20 protein-coding genes are annotated in these 19,425 nt (G+C 65.8%); 17 read left to right on the top strand and 3 right to left on the bottom strand.

The genetic code is table 11. The annotated features are described in order from the left end of the window. Positions 1 to 3 precede the first annotated feature (3 nt). Positions 4 to 1,974: a glycosyltransferase gene (locus QX051_RS15955; protein WP_315776749.1), complete on the bottom strand. Its 1,971-nt coding sequence runs from the start codon at positions 1,972 to 1,974 to the stop codon at positions 4 to 6. Further along, positions 1,974 to 3,179, bottom strand: coding sequence for an HlyD family secretion protein (locus QX051_RS15950; protein WP_315776748.1), 1,206 nt, complete (start codon positions 3,177 to 3,179; stop codon positions 1,974 to 1,976). Before QX051_RS15950 ends, QX051_RS15955 begins: the two co-directional genes overlap by 1 nt. Before the next feature lie 517 nt (positions 3,180 to 3,696). On the opposite strand from QX051_RS15950, the gene QX051_RS15945 reads away from it, so the two are divergent. Then, positions 3,697 to 4,242: a hypothetical protein gene (locus QX051_RS15945; protein WP_315737415.1), complete on the top strand. Its 546-nt coding sequence runs from the start codon at positions 3,697 to 3,699 to the stop codon at positions 4,240 to 4,242. A gap of 22 nt (positions 4,243 to 4,264) precedes the next feature. Here QX051_RS15945 and pcaD read toward each other — a convergent pair whose 3' ends face one another. After that, positions 4,265 to 5,047: a 3-oxoadipate enol-lactonase gene (gene pcaD, locus QX051_RS15940; protein ID WP_315776747.1), complete on the bottom strand. Its 783-nt coding sequence runs from the start codon at positions 5,045 to 5,047 to the stop codon at positions 4,265 to 4,267. A 231-nt stretch (positions 5,048 to 5,278) separates the two neighbouring features. Here pcaD and QX051_RS15935 point away from each other — a divergent pair, with 231 nt between their 5' ends. The 16 genes from QX051_RS15935 to QX051_RS15860 all read left to right on the top strand — a co-directional run bounded on the left by QX051_RS15935 (position 5,279) and on the right by QX051_RS15860 (position 19,416). Beyond that, complete coding sequence (locus tag QX051_RS15935) at positions 5,279 to 5,725, top strand: carbon monoxide dehydrogenase subunit G (protein ID WP_315759237.1); 447 nt, start codon at positions 5,279 to 5,281, stop codon at positions 5,723 to 5,725. Positions 5,726 to 5,856: 131 nt separating this feature from the next. Next, complete coding sequence (locus tag QX051_RS15930; protein ID WP_006612357.1) at positions 5,857 to 6,342, top strand: (2Fe-2S)-binding protein; 486 nt, start codon at positions 5,857 to 5,859, stop codon at positions 6,340 to 6,342. A gap of 48 nt (positions 6,343 to 6,390) precedes the next feature. Further along, positions 6,391 to 7,248: a xanthine dehydrogenase family protein subunit M gene (locus QX051_RS15925; protein ID WP_315776746.1), complete on the top strand. Its 858-nt coding sequence runs from the start codon at positions 6,391 to 6,393 to the stop codon at positions 7,246 to 7,248. 31 nt (positions 7,249 to 7,279) lie between these two features. Beyond that, positions 7,280 to 8,188: a MoxR family ATPase gene (locus QX051_RS15920; RefSeq protein ID WP_315737420.1), complete on the top strand. Its 909-nt coding sequence runs from the start codon at positions 7,280 to 7,282 to the stop codon at positions 8,186 to 8,188. Positions 8,189 to 8,358: 170 nt separating this feature from the next. Further along, the gene (locus QX051_RS15915) at positions 8,359 to 9,564 is read left to right on the top strand and encodes a VWA domain-containing protein (RefSeq protein WP_315776745.1); all 1,206 of its coding nucleotides are present in this window, start codon (positions 8,359 to 8,361) and stop codon (positions 9,562 to 9,564) included. 13 nt (positions 9,565 to 9,577) lie between these two features. Then, positions 9,578 to 9,901: an XdhC family protein gene (locus tag QX051_RS15910; protein WP_231326115.1), complete on the top strand. Its 324-nt coding sequence runs from the start codon at positions 9,578 to 9,580 to the stop codon at positions 9,899 to 9,901. Between the two features lie 3 nt (positions 9,902 to 9,904). Next, entirely contained in the window at positions 9,905 to 10,606 is a 702-nt protein-coding gene (locus QX051_RS15905; RefSeq protein ID WP_315776744.1) for an XdhC family protein, read from the top strand. Next, on the top strand, positions 10,603 to 12,207 hold the full coding sequence (locus QX051_RS15900) for a molybdopterin-binding/glycosyltransferase family 2 protein (RefSeq protein ID WP_315776743.1): 1,605 nt from the start codon (positions 10,603 to 10,605) through the stop codon (positions 12,205 to 12,207). Before QX051_RS15905 ends, QX051_RS15900 begins: the two co-directional genes overlap by 4 nt. Positions 12,208 to 12,297: 90 nt before the next feature. Next, the gene (locus QX051_RS15895; RefSeq protein WP_315737425.1) at positions 12,298 to 12,702 is read left to right on the top strand and encodes a DUF4189 domain-containing protein; all 405 of its coding nucleotides are present in this window, start codon (positions 12,298 to 12,300) and stop codon (positions 12,700 to 12,702) included. A gap of 102 nt (positions 12,703 to 12,804) precedes the next feature. Continuing rightward, positions 12,805 to 13,218 carry a DUF2000 family protein gene (locus QX051_RS15890; RefSeq protein WP_315737426.1) on the top strand — a complete coding sequence of 138 codons (414 nt, stop codon included), beginning with the start codon at positions 12,805 to 12,807 and terminating at the stop codon, positions 13,216 to 13,218. A 122-nt stretch (positions 13,219 to 13,340) separates the two neighbouring features. After that, complete coding sequence (gene adhP, locus QX051_RS15885; protein ID WP_315776742.1) at positions 13,341 to 14,366, top strand: alcohol dehydrogenase AdhP; 1,026 nt, start codon at positions 13,341 to 13,343, stop codon at positions 14,364 to 14,366. A 97-nt stretch (positions 14,367 to 14,463) separates the two neighbouring features. Beyond that, a complete protein-coding gene (locus QX051_RS15880) occupies positions 14,464 to 15,744 on the top strand; it encodes an alpha-glucosidase/alpha-galactosidase (protein ID WP_315776741.1) in 1,281 nt (426 codons plus the stop codon). Between the two features lie 120 nt (positions 15,745 to 15,864). Continuing rightward, entirely contained in the window at positions 15,865 to 16,539 is a 675-nt protein-coding gene (locus QX051_RS15875) for a TetR/AcrR family transcriptional regulator (protein ID WP_315776740.1), read from the top strand. Then, positions 16,536 to 17,327 carry an efflux RND transporter periplasmic adaptor subunit gene (locus QX051_RS15870; RefSeq protein WP_315776739.1) on the top strand — a complete coding sequence of 264 codons (792 nt, stop codon included), beginning with the start codon at positions 16,536 to 16,538 and terminating at the stop codon, positions 17,325 to 17,327. The genes QX051_RS15875 and QX051_RS15870 overlap by 4 nt, the downstream gene beginning before the upstream one ends. After that, on the top strand, positions 17,324 to 18,262 hold the full coding sequence (locus QX051_RS15865) for an ABC transporter ATP-binding protein (RefSeq protein ID WP_315776738.1): 939 nt from the start codon (positions 17,324 to 17,326) through the stop codon (positions 18,260 to 18,262). The genes QX051_RS15870 and QX051_RS15865 overlap by 4 nt, the downstream gene beginning before the upstream one ends. Then, the gene (locus QX051_RS15860) at positions 18,259 to 19,416 is read left to right on the top strand and encodes an ABC transporter permease (RefSeq protein ID WP_315776737.1); all 1,158 of its coding nucleotides are present in this window, start codon (positions 18,259 to 18,261) and stop codon (positions 19,414 to 19,416) included. Before QX051_RS15865 ends, QX051_RS15860 begins: the two co-directional genes overlap by 4 nt. Positions 19,417 to 19,425 lie beyond the last annotated feature (9 nt).

Here is a 19,425-nt window from a genome sequence, read left to right as displayed (position 1 = left end):
TCCTCAATCGGCCACGGCTCGCGCGAGTTCTTTCAGCATGCGGCCGAGATCGCCGCTGTCGGCGCCGGGCACTCCGCTCGCGGTGTGCAGCCGCTCGATGATCTGGGCGCGCTGCTGCGGCGTCACCGTAAATATGAGCCGGTAGCCGTCGTTGGTCGGCGCCGCGACCTTGGTCGGGATATCGCCGATCAGGGGCAAAGTGAGCGTGCCGATGGCGCCGGTCGCAAGGCCGACCGGACCGCTGACGCGTGCGCCGCCGGGGCCGAGATTGACGATCCAGCCGCGTTGCGGCTCGCCGTCGACCGTCAGGGTTATCGGCTCGACGATCTGGCGTTGCGGCCGGTTGTAGCGTGGACGGTCGATGCACACGGCGATCGCCACCGACAGGACCAGAATGTTGTAGATCGTCCAGAACATCACGACGATGACGCCGTCTCCCGCGGTCCCCGTGGTATTGAAGACAAAATCGGACGTCAGCGACACGATCATGCCACCGATCGTCAGCGCCATCAGGATCAGGAAGGGCCGCATCAGCGGCCATTGGACGATGATCTTGGCGCGATCGCCGCCCTTGGCGGTCACCGAGAATTTGTGCGGACCGGGGGAGAGCAGGCCGAGAGCGGCGGCGCGGAGCACGGGCCAGGCGGCGACGATCTGCGAGACATCGTTGACGATCGGTATGAACAGTCCCTTGGACAGCCAGTTCAGCGTGTACATGATCGAGAGATAATAGGGGCCGTAATACCGGATGATGTCGGCGATCGAGGCGTTCACCACCGTCACCCCGCCCCACCAGTAGAGCAGTGGACAGATCAGCGCGGCGAGGCGGAACGGATAGGTCGACGTCCAGTAAAGCAGCGAGTCGAGCACGCTGAGCCGGTGGAAGAAGTCGAGACCATGGGAGCCGAATGGATTGTAGACGTTGCGCACGATCTGCATGAGGCCGAGGCACCAGCGGCCGCGCTGCGTGACGTATTCCGCAAGGCCTTCCGGCGCCAATCCCTCCGACAACGCCTCGTTCAGGTAGACGGTCTGGTAGCCGTGCGCGGACAGGCGCAGCGTGAGCAGGAAATCCTCGGTGACGCTCTCGGTCGGCACGCCGCCGATCATCTCTACGGCGTAGACGCGGAATATCGAGGAGGTGCCGCAGCACATTGCGATGCCCCAGGCGTCGCGCGCCGGCTCGACGTTGTCGAAGAAGTGGCGCTGCTCGTCGGGATAGGACGCGCCGATGCCGAGATTGTGCTGGATCGGGTCCGGGTTGAAGAAGTGCTGGGGTGTCTGTACGAGGCCGACAGCCGGATCGTGGAACAACGCGAGCGTCCGCTCGACGAAGTCAAGATGAGGCACGAAGTCGGCGTCGAGAACGGCGACGAAATCCGGCCGGTCCGCATCCGCCGCGCGCAGCCGCAAGGCATTGTTGATGTTGCCGGCCTTGGCGTGCGACTTGTCGGTACGGGCGACATAGCCGATGCCGTGCTCGGTGCAGTAATCCCGGAGCCAGGCCCGGCTGCCGTCGTCGAGGACGAGGACGCGCAATGCCGCATAGGTGATCGCCTTGGCGCCGACAATGGTTCGCTCCAGGACCTCGAGCTGCTCGTTGTAGGTGGTGATGAAGATGTCGACCCGAGGCGGCGGCCTCGGAAGCCACCAGCCGGCATGGCGATCAGCCTCCGTCGTCCGCTCCTTGGTCCTGGTCAGGATCAGGAAGGCGAAGGACGACGAAACAACGGTGAGCGCTTCGAGAATGGCGAAGCCCCAGCTGAGGATCCCATCCGGCGTGAGGCCGGGCGGAGCAAGGGTCTCGGTGAAGCGCCAGGCGACATAGCGCCAGGCCAGCAGGATCGAGCCGCTGAGGAGCAGGGTCCGCCAGTACCATATCTTCGGGTCCAGGAGGGGCAACACCAGGACGCGCAGCCCTACGATGATCGCAACGACTGCGAACGCGGACAGGAATGGTGACAGCGTCGGCATCAGTAGCCGTACCGGGCGACGAAGCCGCGCAATGCCGCGATCGGTCCGCTGGTGAAGATCACCCGGCCGGTGCGCCCGATGGCGCAGGACAGATCCGGCTGCTTGGCGAGATCTGGCACCGCAACGGTGACGTCGAAGCGCTGCAAGTGCTGCGGCGTCGGGCCGACGGCGAGATTGGCGTAGAGTTGCGAGGCGCCCGAGCCGCCGAGACGTGTCACCGTCCCATCGAATATCCGGTCGTCTCCGAACAGACGGAACTGCACCGGGGCGCCGATCGACAGGCTGGCGTAGAGACTTTCGGGAACGCTCGCGGTCACCACGAGACTGTTGCAGTCCACCAGCTTGGCGAGATCCTGACCGCGACGGGCATATTCGCCGTCGTCGACGAGGAAATCCCAGGCCATGCCCGGGACGCGGGCCCTCAGCGTCGCCGAGGTCAGTCGGTTGATCCGGACGCGTTCGGCGTTGATCTGCTGCTCGTATTGGACCAGGCGGGATTGGATCTGCTGCTCGTCCACGGCAAGTTCTGCGAGGCGCAGGTCGAGCTCGTGAATGCGCTGCATCGAGAACGGCACGTCGTTGTAGGAGTCGCCGATGAAGACCCCCGATTGCGCGGAGCCGAGCTCGGTCTCGACATAGTTGGTGCGCTGTTTCGCGCTTTCCAAATCCTGCTTGGCGATATCGAGCGAGGCGCTGGCCTGGTCGAGGCCGGCGACCGTCTGGACCCCGCGTTCCTTCAGCTCGTTGGCCCGCGTGAAGGTGAGATCCGCGAGCTTCAGCCGGGCGGCCGCGGCATCCTCCGCCGCCTTGGCCTCGGCGATGCGTGCCGCGATCTGGCGGACGCGGCCGGTCTTGTAGTTGGTCGACTGGGCCGCGAAGGCGGCCCGCGCTTGCTCGAGCGCCGAACGCTGCGCCGGAACCCGCTTGAGCGCGATCTTCTGCTCGTCACGGTCGCGCTCGAGATTGAGCAGGCGCGTGGTGTCGAACCGGTCGTCGACGATCTCGGCCATGAGTTCCCCGGCGTTGACCCTGACGCCGATATGGCTCACCCCCAGCGTCACGCGGCCTTCGATCGGCGCACGCACGACGTAAAGCCGGGCATTGACGGTCGCGTCGCCTGAAGTTCCGGCGAAATGCTCGCCGACCAGGATGTAGAGGCCGCCGGCCAGCAGGAGGATGCCGATGAAGATCCGAGCCAGTCTCATGCAGTACTCCCGCTCGGCGGCTGCTTGCCGCATCACGATCGAGCTGTGCGAAACGCAGCAGCGCTCGTCTTAAGATAGTATCACATTGTCTAGCTACTTTGACGCTAGTCAAAAGCAACGATGGCGCGGCGCACATAATTGCGGTGCAGCGGCCATCGACGCGATCGGACTGCCGGCGCATCGATCGTGACCCCGATGCAGGCGTCGGTTCGGCGATCATTCAGCGGAGCAGCCGCATCGCGGTGCTGAAGACGAAGCGGGCGCGCAATGTCGGATGCGATGCAGACGTTCGAGGAGGCGTTGATGGCCGGGAAGGCCGTTGTCACGCGGGAAGTCGAGGCCTGATCGGCGAGGTCATCGGCACGGCCTCTTGGACGGTGACCGTTAGTGGATCGCGCCCGTCGCCACCCTGTTAAGGTAAACGAATGGTTTAAATTGCCGGGCGCGTTTGCCGCGCGTTAGCTCGTCTGGAAGTCGGTCGGTCGGGCGGTTTGTGGGATGGAAAGGTGGGCGTGACATGATCAAGGATTGCGTGATCAGGAATTGGCGGCTCAGTTGCGTCAACGGTGTGCTGCTGGCGCTCTATTTCGTGCCCGCCTGGACCATCATCGCGTTTCAGATCATGGTGTCGCCGATCCAGGGGCTGTTCGCGCGGCCCAATATTGCGGTGGCATTGTTCATCAGCGACTACCTGCAGCTGTCGGGCATCGAGACGGTCCGCGCCGCCTGGCTGCTTGCGCTGGCGCGACTGACGGTCGCAGGCTTCTTCGCGATGTTTCTCGTCCTGATCCTGGTTCCGCGGGTGCGAAAGGTGGCCGGCTATGTCGAGGCGCTGTCGATCGGGCTCGCTTTCGGCAGCATGCTCGCCTTCTTCAGCATGATCATGGCCGCCAAATTCGGGGAGCCCCAGGCACTGCGTCTGCATGCCACGGAACTCCTGATGCTGCTCGGCACGGCCATCGTCATGCTGGTGGAGAAGCCGTCGACGCAAGCCTCGCCGTCCTCCGCATCCGCTCCGCCGAAGATGGGGCCCACGGCGACGCCGGCGCCGCAGCAGGCGTAACGCCCTGATCCATCGCGGTGCGTCAGCGCTGGGTCAGAAAGCCCAGCACGGCATCGTTGAACTGGCCCGCCGCTTCGACATTCGAGATGTGCGCGGCATCGACGATGGTCATGCTGGCGCCGGGGATCCGGCTGCGGATCGCTTCCGCCATCGCGATCGGCGTCGACTTGTCGTAGCGGCCGGCCACGACGAGGGTTGGGCTTTTGATGGCCGGCAGGTCCTCGCGCAGGTCCAGCGCCCGCAGTGCTTTGCAGCAAGCGAGATAGCCCTCGACCGGGGTGGCCACGAGCATTGCCTTCATCCGGTCGGCAACGTCGGGATTGTGATCACGAAACTCCTGAGTCAGCCAGCCGGCGATGACCGTGTCGGCGATTCCAGCGAGTCCGCTGTCCTCGACCGCCTTGATGCGGGCGTCCCAGATTGCCGGATCGGGGTAGTAGCAGGTGGTGTTGGCGAGCACGAGCTTGCCTACACGTTCAGGAGCGTGGGCCGCGAGCCACTGCCCGACCATGCCGCCCATCGACACGCCGCACCAGTGCACCTTCTCGATGTTGAGGTCATCGAGAATCGCCAGCGCATCGCGGCCGAATCGCTCGATCGAGTAGGGCCCGGGCGGCACTTGCGACTTGCCATGACCGCGCCGGTCATAGCGGATCACGCGGAACACCTGCGTGAAGGCGCGCATCTGCGGCTCCCACATCTGCAGCGTCGAGCCGAGCGAGTTCGAGAGCATCAGGGTCGGTCCGCCGTCGCGGCCCTCGACGGTGACATTCAACAGACAGCCGTCGGCATCGATCATCGGCATGAGCGGAATCCTTGTCGCAGGCGGCCGCGCCGCCGGAGGAATCGTGCAGATTCGATGGCGAACTAACCACCCCCACCGCCGTCTGCCAATCAAAACTCAACGGCGGCGAGATCCGGAATGCTGCGGTGCTCCGGCTTTTCTGCAACGCTTCCGGTCGCTGCTCGCCCTTCCTTTTGGACGTTCGGTGCTTTACTTGAATGCCTCTAACCGCGCCAATCGGGGGAGATGCACATGGCAATGACGATGACGGGCGAGGTCCAGCTGGCCGCTCCGCGAGAGCAGGTCTGGGCCAAGCTGAACGATCCGGAGGTGCTCAAGGCCTGCATTCCCGGCTGCGAGGAACTGGAGAAGACCGAGGACGGTGGCTTCCGCGCCGTCGCCAAGATGAAGGTCGGACCGGTCTCCGCGCGCTTCAAGGGCAAGGTCACCTTGAGCGATCTCGATCCGCCGAACGGCTACAAGATCTCCGGCGAAGGTGAGGGCGGCGTCGCGGGATTCGCCAAGGGCGGTGCGGTCGTTGCGCTGGCGGACAAGGACGGTGGCACGCTGTTGACCTACAATGTCGAGGCACAGATCGGCGGCAAGCTGGCGCAGCTCGGCCAGCGGCTGATCAACGGCACCGCAAAGAAACTCGCCGACGAATTCTTCGCCAACTTCGCCAAGGCCGTTCAAGGCTGACCGCAACCGACCCATGCGCGGCCGGGGGCGAGGTTGCCCGCCGCCGGGAGCGCCCATATGATGGTTTTCGACTGATTTTGCTGGGCTGCGCTGCAGTGCAACGCTGTCGCGCGGATAATAGAGAGTCCTGAATGGCCAAGATTTCCATGATTGTGAACGGTAATCCCGTCACGGCGAACGTCGACCCGCGGACGCTGCTGGTGCAGTTCCTGCGCGAGAATCTGCGCCTCACCGGCACCCATGTCGGCTGTGACACGTCGCAATGCGGCGCCTGCGTCGTCCATCTCGATGGCAAGGCGGTCAAGTCCTGTACGACATTGGCCGTGATGGCCGATGGTCATGAGGTCAGGACGATCGAGGGGCTCGCCGCCGACGGCGCGCCGCTGCATCCGATGCAGGAAGCGTTTCGCGAACACCATGGCCTGCAATGCGGCTTCTGCACGCCCGGCATGATCATGACCGCGGTCGATCTCGTCCATCGCAAGGGACATGAGCTCAGCGAAGAGACCATCCGCGAGGAGCTGGAAGGCAATCTCTGCCGCTGCACCGGCTATCAGAACATCGTGCAATCGATCGCCGCCGGCGCCAAGGCGATGGCCAAATCGGACCTCGCCTAAACGTCTGACCTCGCCCCAGTCGGCCCGCTGCGCACAGGACATTTCCCCATGTACGAATTCAAATATCATCGGCCGGCGACCGTGCGCCAGGCCGCCAATCTCCTCACCAAGAACGAAGACGCCAAGCTGGTCGCCGGCGGCCACACGCTGCTGCCGGTCATGAAGCAGCGGCTCGCGAGCCCGCCGCATCTGGTCGATCTCTCCCATGTCGAGGGGCTCGATACGATCGAGGTGAAAGGCCGCAACCTGGTGATCGGCGCGATGGCGCGTCATGCCGACGTCGCCAACTCCGCAACGGTCGGCGAGGCCATTCCGGCGCTCGCACATCTGGCGAGCCTGATCGGCGATCCCGCGGTGCGCCATCGCGGCACCATCGGCGGTTCGATTGCCAACAACGATCCGACCGCGGACTATCCGGCAGCATGCCTCGCGCTCGGCGCCACCATCGTCACCAACAAGCGCAAGCTGAAGGCCGAGGAGTTCTTCCTCGGGCTGTTCACGACCGCGCTGGAGCCGGACGAGATCATCACCAAGGTGAGCTTTCCGCTGGCGAAGAAGGCCGCTTACGTGAAGTTCCGCAACCAGGCCTCGCGCTATGCGCTGGTCGGCGTGTTCGTCGCCCGTCGTCCCTCGGACGTGCGCGTCGCCGTGACCGGCGCCGGCGGCAATGGCGTGTTTCGCGTCACTGCTTTCGAGGAAGCGCTGCAGAAGCGTTTCTCGCCGAAGGCGCTGGAGGGAATTTCGGTCTCGGCCGAAGGCCTCAACAGCGACATTCACGGCAGCGCCGAATATCGCGCCCATCTGATCGGTGTGCTGGCGCGCCGCGCGGTGGATGCGGCCAATGCCGGCGCCAAGGCCTCAACCGCATCGGAGGGAGCCGCCGAACCGGAGGCTCCGGCTTCGTGACGGACGCGTGAGGAAGGAAGCGGTCTCGCCCATGAGTGCTCCGGCCCTGCCAGCATCGGTCGACGCGATGCTCGAATTGTTGTCCTCGCGCGGCTATCTGGCCGAGCGATCGCTGGCGACGGTGACCTATCTGTCGCTGCGGATGGGCCGGCCGCTGTTCCTCGAGGGCGAGGCCGGCGTCGGCAAGACCGAGATCGCCAAGGTCTTGTCGGCCGCGCTCGGCCGCAAGCTGATCCGGCTGCAGTGCTACGAGGGTCTCGACGTCGCCTCCGCCGTCTACGAATGGAATTCAGCGGCGCAGATGATCGCGATCCGGCTGGCGGAAGCGGGCGGCGAGGTCGACCGCGATCAGTTGACGTCGGACATCTTCGCCGACCGCTATCTGATTAAGCGCCCGCTGCTGCAGGCGCTGGAGCCGGATGTCGCAGGCGCGCCGGTTCTTCTCATTGACGAGCTCGACCGCGCGGACGAGGCGTTCGAAGCCTATCTGCTGGAGATACTCTCCGACTTCCAGGTCACGATCCCGGAGTTCGGCACCGTCAAGGCGCCGCATCCGCCGATCGTCATCATCACCTCGAACAGGACTCGCGAGATCCATGACGCGCTGAAGCGGCGCTGCCTGTATCACTGGGTCGATTATCCCTCCGCCGAGCGCGAGCTCGCCATCGTCAAGACCCGGCTGCCCGGCATCTCGCAGCGGCTGTCGCAGCAGATCGTGCGCTTCGTGCAGGCGCTGCGCGACCAGGACTTCTACAAGTCGCCAGGGGTCGCCGAGACCTTGGACTGGGCCACGGCGTTGACCGAGCTCGATGCGCGTTCGCTGAATGCCGAGGTCGTCGGCGACACGCTGGGCGCGCTGTTGAAGTATCAGGACGACATCGCCCGCATGCAGGGTGATGCGTTGCAGAAGGCGATCAAGGACGCGACCAGCGAGACTTGAGCCGCGGTCGCGTCACAACGTAGGTCGTGATTCCGGGATGCGTGCGCAGCACGCAGGCCGGAATCCATAACCACGACCGTGAGTATGGATTCCGGGCTCGGCCCTTTGGGTTGCCCCGGAATGATGAACTCAGTTTGAGGCACGTCCCGGAATGACGAGGGGATAGACCGATGCCCACGCCCATCAATCACCTCGCGCCGCCGACCGGCGGCATCGCCGACAACATCGCGGGCTTCGCGCGGGCGCTACGCGCCGCCGGCCTTCCGGTCGGTCCGGGTGCTGTCATCGATGCCATGACCGCGCTCGAAGTGATCGACATCGGCAAGCGGGCGGACGTCTTCACCACGCTCGAATCGATCTTCGTCAAGCGCCACGAGCATGCGCTGATCTTCGCCCAGGCCTTCGACCTGTTCTTCCGTCCCGCCGAGGAATGGAAGTCGATGCTCGATTCGGTGCCGCTGCCGGACCACGCCAAGAAGAAGCCGCCGCCGGCCTCGCGCCGGGTGCAGGAGGCGATGTCGCAGCCGCAGACCCACGAGGAGCCGAAGGCGCAGGAGCAGGACCTGCGGCTCGCGGTGTCCGACCGCGAGGTGCTGCAGAAGAAGGACTTTGCGCAGATGAGCGCGGCGGAGATCGCCGAGGTCGCACGCGCCATCGCCAAGATGCGGCTGCCGCAGGCCGAGCTGAAAACGCGCCGCCACACCGCGGACCCGCGCGGCCACCGCATCGACATGCGCAAGACGCTGCGCCAGGCGCTTCGCACCGAAGGCGAGATCATCAACTTCCATCGCCTGGGGAGAATTGAGAAGCCGGCACCGATCGTGGCGCTGCTCGACATCTCCGGCTCGATGAGCGAGTACACCCGCCTGTTCTTGCATTTCCTGCATGCCATTACCGATGCGCGCAAGCGCGTCTCGGTATTCCTGTTCGGCACGCGGCTGACCAACGTGACGCGGGCGCTGCGCCAGCGCGATCCCGACGAGGCGCTGGCGAGCTGCTCGGCCAATGTCGAGGACTGGGCCGGCGGCACGCGGATCGCCACCTCGCTGCAGACCTTCAACAAGCAGTGGGCGCGCCGCGTGCTCGGGCAGGGCGCGATCGTGCTCTTGATCTCCGACGGGCTGGAGCGCGAGGCCGACAGCAAGCTCGCCTTCGAGATGGACCGGTTGCACCGCTCCTGCCGGCGGCTGATCTGGCTCAATCCGCTGCTGCGCTATTCCGGCTTCGAGGCGAAGGCGCAGGGCATCAAAACCATGCTGCCCCACGTTGACGAATTCCGCCCGGTACATAACTTGACCTCGATCGGGACGCTGATCTCGGCGCTGTCGTCGCCGCTGCCGCCGCATCAGCGCAGCGCGATCCGGCCCGCCGCCTGAGAAGGAGATAGTCATGCTCAACCGCGACGAAGACATCCTCAAGGCCGCCGAGGATTGGCACAAATCCGGTCACGGCGTGGCGCTCGCCACCGTGGTCGAGACCTGGGGCTCGGCGCCGCGCCCGGTCGGGTCCAACCTCGTGATCAACGACGAGGGCACGTTCTTAGGGTCCGTGTCCGGCGGCTGCGTGGAGGGCGCTGTTGTCACCGAGGCGCTGGACGTGATCTCCAGCGGTCAGCCCAAGATGCTGGAGTTCGGCGTCGCCGACGAGACCGCCTGGAACGTCGGGCTGTCGTGCGGCGGCACCATCCGCGTGTTCGTCGAGAAGGTGGGCTGACCGATGCAATTGGGAACACTGGCCGAGCTCAATGCCGAGCGCGCCGCGCGCCGCCCGGCCATTCTCGTCACCGACGTCGCCACCGGCGAGCAGCGTCTGGTCAAGGCCGCGGACATCGCCGCCGATCCCTTGCGCAACGAGCTCGCAACGCAACTGCGGATGGGCAAGAGCGGCATGGTCGAGGTGGGCGGCAAGCGGTTGTTCCTCAACGTCTACGCGCCGACGGCGCGGCTCGTCATCATCGGCGCCGTCCATATCAGCCAGGCGCTGGCACCGATCGCCAAGTCGCTCGGCTATGACGTCACCGTCATCGATCCGCGCACGGCCTTCGCCAGCCCCGAGCGCTTCCCCGACGTGCCGCTGATCGCCGAATGGCCCGACGTGGCCCTGCCGCCGCTCAACGTCGATCACTACACGGCCTTTGTCGCGCTGACGCATGATCCGAAGATCGACGATCCGGCGCTGCTGCACGCGTTCTCGCGCGACTGCTTCTATATCGGCGCGCTCGGCTCACGGAAGACGCATGCCAAGCGCGGCGACCGCCTGCGCGCCCAAGGCGCCAGCGACGCCGACATCGCCCGCATCCATGCGCCGATCGGGCTCGCCATCGGCGCGGTGTCGCCGTCGGAGATCGCGGTCTCGATCATGGCCGAGATCACCGCCACGTTGCGGCTGCCGGCCAAGGAGAAAGAGCAGGCGGCATGAAGTTCGGTCCTGCCAGTCCGACTGAAGCGATCGGCGGGGTGACCGTGCACACCCTGCGCAAGGGATCGTTGGTGCTGAAGAAGGGCACGCTGATCGGTCCCGCCGAGGTCGAGGCGCTGGCCCGAGAGGGCGTCAAGGAGATCGTGGTCGTCCGGCTCGAGGCGGGCGATGTCTCGGAGGACGAGGCGGCTGCCGACGTCGCGAAGGTCGTCGCAGGCAAAGGCATTCACGTCGATCGCGCCTTCACCGGGCGCGCCAATCTGTTCGCGGCGCAGGCCGGCGTGCTGATGATCGACCGCGCCGCCGTCGAGCGCATCAACGGAGTCGACGAGGCCATCACCTTTGCGACCTTGCCGGCCTTCAAGCCGGTGGTCGAAGGCGAGATGGTCGGCACCGTCAAGCTGATCCCGTTCGGCGTCGAAGGCCGTCTGCGCGATGCCGCCGTCGCTGCGGCGGGCAGGGGCGCGCTCAGCATCGCCTCCTATGTGATCAAGCGCGTCGGCGTCGTCTCGACGCTTCTGCCTGGGCTCGCGCCCAAGGTCATCGACAAGACGCTGCGCGTCACCGCAGAGCGGCTCGCGCCGGCCGGCGCCACCATCATCGCGGAGCGCCGCGTGCCGCACGAGCAGGCCGCGCTGGCCGCTGCGATCAAGGAGCTGTTGGCGCTGGGCGCCGAGCTCGTCATCGTGTTCGGCGCGTCCGCGATCGCCGACCGCCGCGACGTCATTCCCGCCGCGATCACCGGCATCGGCGGTGCGATCGAGCATTTCGGCATGCCGGTGGATCCCGGCAATCTGCTCTTGATCGGTAGCGCCGCCGGCGTGCCGGTGCTCGGCGCCCCCGGTTGCGCCCGTTCGCCGGCGGAGAACGGTTTCGACTGGGTGCTGATGCGGCTGCTCGCCGGCATCAAGGTCACCCGCGCCGAGCTCACGGCCATGGGCGTGGGCGGACTCCTCATGGAGATCGTGACACGGCCGCAGCCGCGCGCCAAGCCGGAGGCCGAGGGCGAACGCAAGGTCGCCGCGGTCGTGCTGGCTGCGGGACGCTCGACCCGCATGGGAGGGCCGAACAAGCTGCTGGCCGAGCTCGACGGCAAGAAGCTGGTGCGCATCGTGACCGAGCAGGCGCTGGCCTCCAAGGCCGGTGAGGTCATCGTCGTCACCGGTCATCAGGCCGAGCTGGTCGAGCAGGCGCTGTCAGACCTCAACGTCCGCTTCGTCCGCAACCCGGATTTCGCCGGCGGCCTCGCCAGCTCGGTGAAATCAGGCATTGCCGCGGTGCCTGAGGGCGTCGATGGCGCGGTCGTGTGCCTGGGCGACATGCCGATGGTGTCCTCGGATCTGCTCGACCGTCTGATCGGCGCGTTCGCGCCCGATCGCGGCAATTTGATCGTCGTGCCCGTGTCCGAGGGACGCCGCGGCAACCCGGTGCTGTGGTCACGCCGCTTCTTCGCCGAGCTGATGACGCTGGACGGTGACGTCGGCGCGCGGCACCTGATCGCCAAGCATACCGAGGCCGTCGCCGAGGTGCCGGTCGACGGCAACAGCGCCTTCCTCGACATCGACACGCCGCAGGCGCTGGAAGCCGCCCGGCGCGGCTGAGCCAGCGTAGCCCGCCCTCAACCTCCCATTCACCAAGTTTCAACGACCCCCGGCTAGATTTGCCGACATTGGGCCTCGGGGGAGGAAAAAGTGATCGCTTCGACCGCTGCGCGCCGTGTCGCGCTGTTTGCATTTGGATTGACCGTTCTCGTTGGCGTTGCGCGCATCGCGAGCTACGGCGCCATCAGCCCGGCGCATGCCGCCGGCGCGTTCGCCATTGGCCGGTGCGCCGCCTATGGCCAGGCGTTCGACTATCCGGCGGAGCATCTCGCCAAGGCCGCGGCGCTCAAGCAGTGCAAGGGCGACTGCACCGCGGTGACGATGAAGAAGGCCTGCGCCGCGTTCGCGGTCGATCTCACCAATCCCTGCGGCGCCCACGGCTATGCTGTTCGGCCGACGATCTCGACCACGCTCAACGAGGCGACCCGGGAATGCTACAAATATGGCGGCAAGGAATGTGTCATCCGCGCCTGGGTGTGCGACGCCAAGGGCTGATCTGAGCCTGATGTCTCTCGTCCGCGCTTTCATTTCGATGCTTCACCTCGAGAGCGGCTCGGCTATTCTAAGCGTTCGATGACATCGAACTCTGGAAATGGCATGCAATTCGACACCAAGATCGCGCTGATCATTCGCAACGATCTCGAAGCCTGGCAGAAGTTGAACGTCGCGGCGTTTCTTTCCAGCGGCATCGCCGCTGCATTTCCCGAATGCATCGGCGCGCCCTATGAGGACGGCTCGGCAACCCTGTATCACGCGTTGATCGGGCAGCCGATCCTGATCTACGGCGCGCCGGATCGTGCAGCGTTGGCGCGTGCTCTGGATCGCGCGCTGTCGCGCAGCGTGAAGCCGGCGCTCTACACCGAGGACATGTTCAAGACCACGCATGACGAGGCCAACCGTGATGCCGTGAAGGCGGTGGCGCGCGCCGATCTCAATCTGGTGGGATTGGCGTTTCGCGCGGAGCGCAAGCTGGTCGACAAGGTCGTCGACGGACTCAAATTTCACGCCTGACAGCCACGGGCACATTGCGCTGTCATCAAACTGTTACTTCATGCAGCGGCGCGGCTTGATGCCGATCAAGACCGGAATACGCCGACGTCGTTAGTTTGCGCCGCGACATGAGGAGCAGACAGATGCAGACCATGAAAGCCGCCGTCGTCAAAGCCTTTGGCAAGCCGCTGGTTATCGAGGACGTTCCGATTCCTGCGCCGGGGCCGGGCGAGCTTCTGGTCAGGGTGAAGGCGTGCGGCGTCTGCCACACCGACCTTCATGCCGCCTCCGGCGATTGGCCGGTGAAGCCGGTGCCGCCGTTCATCCCCGGTCACGAGGCGGCCGGCATCGTCGCCGCGCTCGGGCCCGGCGTCACCGACTTCAAGGTCGGCGATGCCGTCGGCGTGGCGTGGCTGCACGATGCCTGCCTGCGCTGCGAATATTGCGAGACCGGGTGGGAGACCTTGTGCGAGCACCAGCACAACACCGGCTATAGCGTGAACGGCGGCTTCGCGGAATACGTGATCGCATCCGCGGCGTTCGCCGCGCGCCTGCCGGCCAATGTGGACTTCGCCAAGATCGCCCCGATCCTCTGCGCCGGCGTCACGACCTACAAGGGGTTGAAGGAGACCGACACGCGACCGGGCGAGTGGGTGGTGGTCTCCGGCGTCGGCGGCCTCGGTCATGTCGCAATCCAGTATGCGAAGGCGATGGGGCTGAAGGCGATCGGTCTCGACATCGCCGAGGACAAGCTGAAACTCGCGCTGGAGGCCGGCGCCGAGCACGCCGTCAACGCGCTCGACAAGGATGCCGTGGAGCGGGTGATCGCAATCACCGGCGGCGGCGCGCATGGCGTGCTGGTCACCGCGGTGTCGACGTCGGCTTTTGCCCAAGCGCTGCACATGGTCCGCCGCAAGGGGACGGTCAGCCTGGTCGGCTTGCCGCCGGGCGAATTCCCGACGCCGATCTTCGATGTCGTGCTGAAGCGTATCACCGTACGAGGCTCGATCGTCGGCACCCGGCGTGATCTCGACGAGGCCATCGCCTTCGCCGCGGACGGCAAGGTGACGGCCGAGGTGACCACGGCGCCATTGTCGGAGATCAACACCGTCTTCGACCGCATGAAGGCCGGCAAGATCGACGGTCGCGTGGTGCTCGACTTCGGCTGATCAGCAAGACCGATTGACGCGCCGCCGTGCCGAACATGGGGGCGGCGGTTTGATCTGGATCAGGAATGGGGACGCGCGGCGCTGGCACAAATTGCTCATGGCAGCCGTCACCAAGATCGTCTTCCTCGGCGCGAGCAGCGCGTCCTTTGGACTCAGCGTGTTCCGGGACCTGTTTTCGACGCATGATCTCGCGGGTTCTACGCTCGTGCTGGTCGGCCGCGACCCGACCCGGCTGGCCCGGTCGGAAGCACTGGCCCGGCTGCTCAACGACCTCTCCGGCGCCGGCCTCAAGATCGAGGCGACCACGGATTGGCGCGCGGCGCTCGACGGCGCCGGCTTCGTGATCCATGCCACCGCGATCGACCGCAACCGCCTGTGGAAGCTCGATTTCGAGGTGCCGCGCAAATACGGCATCCGTCACACGCTGGGCGAGAATGGCGGGCCGGGCGCATTGTTCTTCACGCTCCGCACCTTGCCGGTCGTATTCGACTTCGTGCGCGAGATGGAGCGGCGCTGTCCGGACGCGCTGCTCATCAACTTCTCCAATCCCGAGAGCCGCATCATCCTCGCGCTGGGGCTTCACAGCCGCCTCGCGCATATCGGCCTGTGCCACGGCATCTTCATCGCGCGCAGCCAGGTGGCTTCCATTCTGGGACTGGCCGAGGAGCGCGTGGACGTGTGGGGCGTCGGGCTCAACCATTTCCAATGTCTCATGCAGATCCGGGATCGCGACAGCGGGGCCGATCTCTATCCACTGCTCCGCGAAAAGGCTGGGAGCCACGACCCCAAGGTCGCGCCGCTGACGCGGGCGCTGTTGCGCGACTTCGGCTTCTGGCTGGGCTGCGGCGACAGCCATGTCGGCGAGTATCTCGCCTATGGCTGGGAAGCGGGCGAGAGCGGGTACGACTTCGCGTGGGACGAGGCGGAGCGGGCCAAGCTGATCCGGCAGATCGACGAGGTCCTGGCGGGCAGGGCCGGCATGCCGGACTGGTGGCGAATGCCCTCCGGAGAGCGCGCGGTCACCGTGATCGGCTCGGTGTTGCACGATCGGAAGCAGGTCATCGAATCCGGCGTCGTTCTGAACCGTCACGTCATTCCCAACCTGGCTGCCGAGGCCGCCGTCGAAGTGCCCGTTGTCGCGGATCGCGTTGGTATCCACCCGGTGTCGCTGGGCCCGCTTCCAGATGCCGTCGCCAAGCTGATGTCGGTCCAGGTTCAGGTCCAGCAGCTGGCGGTGCAGGCGGCCATGACTGCCTCCAAGGATCTCGCGCTGCAGGCGCTGCTCATCGATCCCGTGGTCAACTCGGCCGCCGCTGCGCGCCAGATCGTGGACGAGCTCTGGGAGATCAATCGGCCTTACATCAGATCCTGCGCGTGATCGCGGCCGGCGTCGTCTGACGGGGGCCGCGCGCTGTCGGGTACGACCTCCTGACGCGGGCCGAGACCGGCCTCTGCGAGGCCTCTTTACATTGACTGACCAGTCAGTCATAATTGTTCGATGTCGAAACCTTCGAAATTGTCCGAGCGCAGAGTTCAGGCCGTCAAGACAGCGGACGCGGGAGCTGCCACGTCGCGCCGGGCGGATCGCTCCGCCGAGCGCCGCGCGGCGATCGTGCAAGCGGCGATGGACGAGTTCATTGCCCGCGGTTTCGCGGCGACCCGTCTGGACGACATCGCCAAGCGGGCCGGCGTGGCCAAGGGCACGATCTATCTGCATTTCAAGGACAAGGAATCGATGTTCGAGGAATTGATCCGGACCGCGATCGTGCCCTTCGTCGGCCGTCTTGCCGCGCCGCCGCCGGCCGGCGGCTCGGTGCGCGACATGGTCGAGGGGTTGGCGCGGATGTTCCTCCAGGAGGTCGCCGGCACGCGGCGCGGTGATCTCGTGCGGCTCATCATTTCAGAGGGGCCCCGTTTTCCCGCGATTGCCGACTTCTACTACCGCGAGGTCGTTTCCCGTGGTCTCGCGGCCATGCGCGCCCTGATCCAGATCGGGATCGTCAGCGGCGAGATCCGCGAGCCCAAGCTGGTGCAACACCCGCAACTGATGATCGCGCCGATGATGGTCGCGGTGCTCTGGAAGAGCCTGTTCGAGCGACATGCGCCGCTCGACGCCGAAGCGATGCTGCAGACCCATCTCGATCTGATCTTTGGCGCGAGGAGGCCGACATGAGCCTGCTGCACTGCCTTGCCGTGCTGGTCACGGCCTTCACGTTCAACGGCTGCAAGGAGACGCGCGATCCCGGCTATCAAGGCTGGGTCGAGGCCGACATGATCTTCGTCAGTCCGGACGAAGCGGGCCGGATCACGAAGCTGAACGTGCATGAGGGTGACGTGGTCAAGGTCGGCGATCCGCTCTATTCGGTCGACGACGATCTGCAGCAGGCCGATCTCAACCAGACCAAGGCGACGCTGGCCAATGCGCAGCAGACCTATGACCGCGCCGCGGCCCTGAGCAAGACGGGCGCGGGGACGCAGGCGACGCTCGACTCCGCCGTTTCGGCGCTGCGCGTCGCCGAGGCCCATCTCGTGACCTCGCAGACGCGGCTGGCAAGGCGCAAGGGCGTGGCGCCGGTCGCGGGCACCATCCAGCAGATCTACTTCCGCGAGGGCGAGATGGTCGCGGCGCAACGGCCGGTGCTGTCGATCATGCCGCCGGGCAACATGAAGCTGCGCTTCTACGTGCCCGAGCCTGATCTGCCGAAGCTCGCGATCGGCGACGAGGTCCGTGTCACCTGCGACAATTGCGCTGATGATCTGGCGGCCAGAATCTATTTCCTCGCGACCTCGGCGGAATACACGCCGCCCGTGATCTACAGCCTCGATGAGCGCAACAAGCTCGTGTATCTGATCCAGGCGCGGCCGTCGCGGCCGGATGCACTGCGCGTCGGTCAACCCGTCAGCATCTATCCGCGTTCCAAGACGCCTGATTCGAAGACCCCGGTGGCGGACAAGCAATGAACGGAACGGGTCCCGCCGAGATCGCGATCGACGTCCAGGGATTGACCAAATCCTTCGACGGCCGCGAGGTCGTGCATGATCTGTCGATGCAAGTGAAGCGCGGCTCGATCTACGGCTTTCTCGGCCCGAACGGCTCGGGCAAGACCACGACCATCCGGATGCTGTGCGGCCTGCTGACACCCGACGGAGGCGAGGGCACCTGCCTCGGCTTCGACATCCGCCGCGATGCCGACAAGATCAAGCGCCTGGTCGGCTACATGACGCAGCGCTTCAGCCTCTATCAGGACCTGTCGGTGCGGGAGAACCTCGAATTCGTCGCGCGCCTCTACGGCATGCCCGATCCGCGCCAGGCCGCGCGCGACATGGTGCAGCGGCTCGGGCTTGCCGGCCGCGAGCGGCAGCTCGCCGGCGAGTTGTCGGGCGGCTGGAAGCAGCGGCTGGCGCTCGGGGCCTGCACCCTGCCGAACCCGCAATTGCTGCTGCTCGACGAGCCCACAGCCGGCGTCGATCCCAAGGCGCGGCGCGATTTCTGGAACGAGATCCACGCGCTCGCCGGCGAAGGGCTGACCGTGCTCGTCTCGACCCATTACATGGACGAGGCCGAGCGCTGCCACGAGATCGCCTACATCGCCTATGGTCATCTGCTGGCGCACGGCACGGTCTCCGAGGTGATCGCGCAATCGGCGCTTACCACATACACGGTGAGCGGCGATGATCTGCGCGAACTCGCGGCTGATCTCACCGGCAAGCCGGGCGTCGACATGGTGGCGCCGTTCGGCACCAGCCTGCACGTGTCCGGCCGCGACCGCAACGCGCTGGACGCCGCGATCGCGTCCTGGCGCGACAAGGCTGATCTGCATTGGCAGCCCGCCGAGCCCTCGCTCGAGGACGTCTTCATCGACCTGATGAACCGCTCACGGGACAACTTCCAATGAGCGACGCGGCCGTCCACCAGGCATCTCCCGAGTCCCGCTTCGGCTTCTGGCGGCGCACCTACGCGATGCTGGTCAAGGAGTTCATCCAGCTCAAGCGCGACCGGGTCTCGTTTGCGATGATCGTGATGATCCCGGTGATGCAGCTGATGCTGTTCGGCTACGCCATCAACACCACGCCGCATCATCTGCCGGCGGCGGTGCTGCTGCAGGAGGACAGCGATCTCGGCCGCTCGATCCTGAAGGCGATGGAGAACACCGCGTATTTCCGCTTCACCCGGGAGGTCAGCAGCGTCGCCGAGTTCGACGATCTCCTGCTGTCCGGCAAGGTCCTGTTCGGCGTCGAGATCCCGCGCGGCTTCGAGCGCGCGGTCCGCCGCGGCGACCGGCCGGCCTTGCTCGTTGCGGCCGACGCGACCGATCCGGTCGCGGCGTCATCGGCGCTGTCCTCGCTCGGCATGATCGTGCAGACCGCGCTCGCGCACGATCTCTACACCGGCAATCCCGTCACGACGCCGTTCGAGATCAGGGCCCACGCGCGCTACAACCCGGCGGCCTCGTCGCGGCTCAACATCGTGCCGGGCCTCGTCGGCACCATCCTGACCATGACCATGCTGATCTTCACTGCGCTCTCGGTGACGCGCGAGATCGAGCGCGGCACGATGGAGAGCCTGCTGTCGATGCCGATCAAGCCGGTCGAGGTCATGCTCGGCAAGATCATCCCCTATGTCATGGTCGGCTTCCTGCAGGCGACGATCATCATCGGCATCGGCGTCCTGCTGTTCGGGGTTCCGATCATGGGCAACCTGCTGCTGCTGGCGCTGCTGTCGACTCTGTTCATCGCGACCAACCTCTCGATCGGCTACACCTTCTCGACGCTGGCGCAGAACCAGCTGCAGGCGATGCAGCTGTCGATGATGTTCTTCCTGCCGAGCATCCTGTTGTCCGGATTCATGTTTCCCTTCCTCGGCATGCCGCAATGGGCGCAGATTCTCGGCGAGTGCCTGCCGCTGACGCATTATCTGCGCATCGTCCGCGCCATCATGCTCAAGGGCTCGACGCTCCAGAACCTGCAGCATGATACGATCGCCCTGTTCGGCCTCATGCTGTTCGCCATGACGGTCGCCGTCCTGCGCTTCCGCCGCACCCTCGATTGAGGCACAATG

This window comes from Bradyrhizobium sp. SZCCHNR1053 (genome assembly GCF_032381235.1).
In the GTDB taxonomy this organism is placed as follows: domain Bacteria; phylum Pseudomonadota; class Alphaproteobacteria; order Rhizobiales; family Xanthobacteraceae; genus Bradyrhizobium.
The sequence above is the reverse complement of the archived record's forward strand: the minus strand, read 5'-3'. Positions and strand labels throughout refer to the sequence as shown.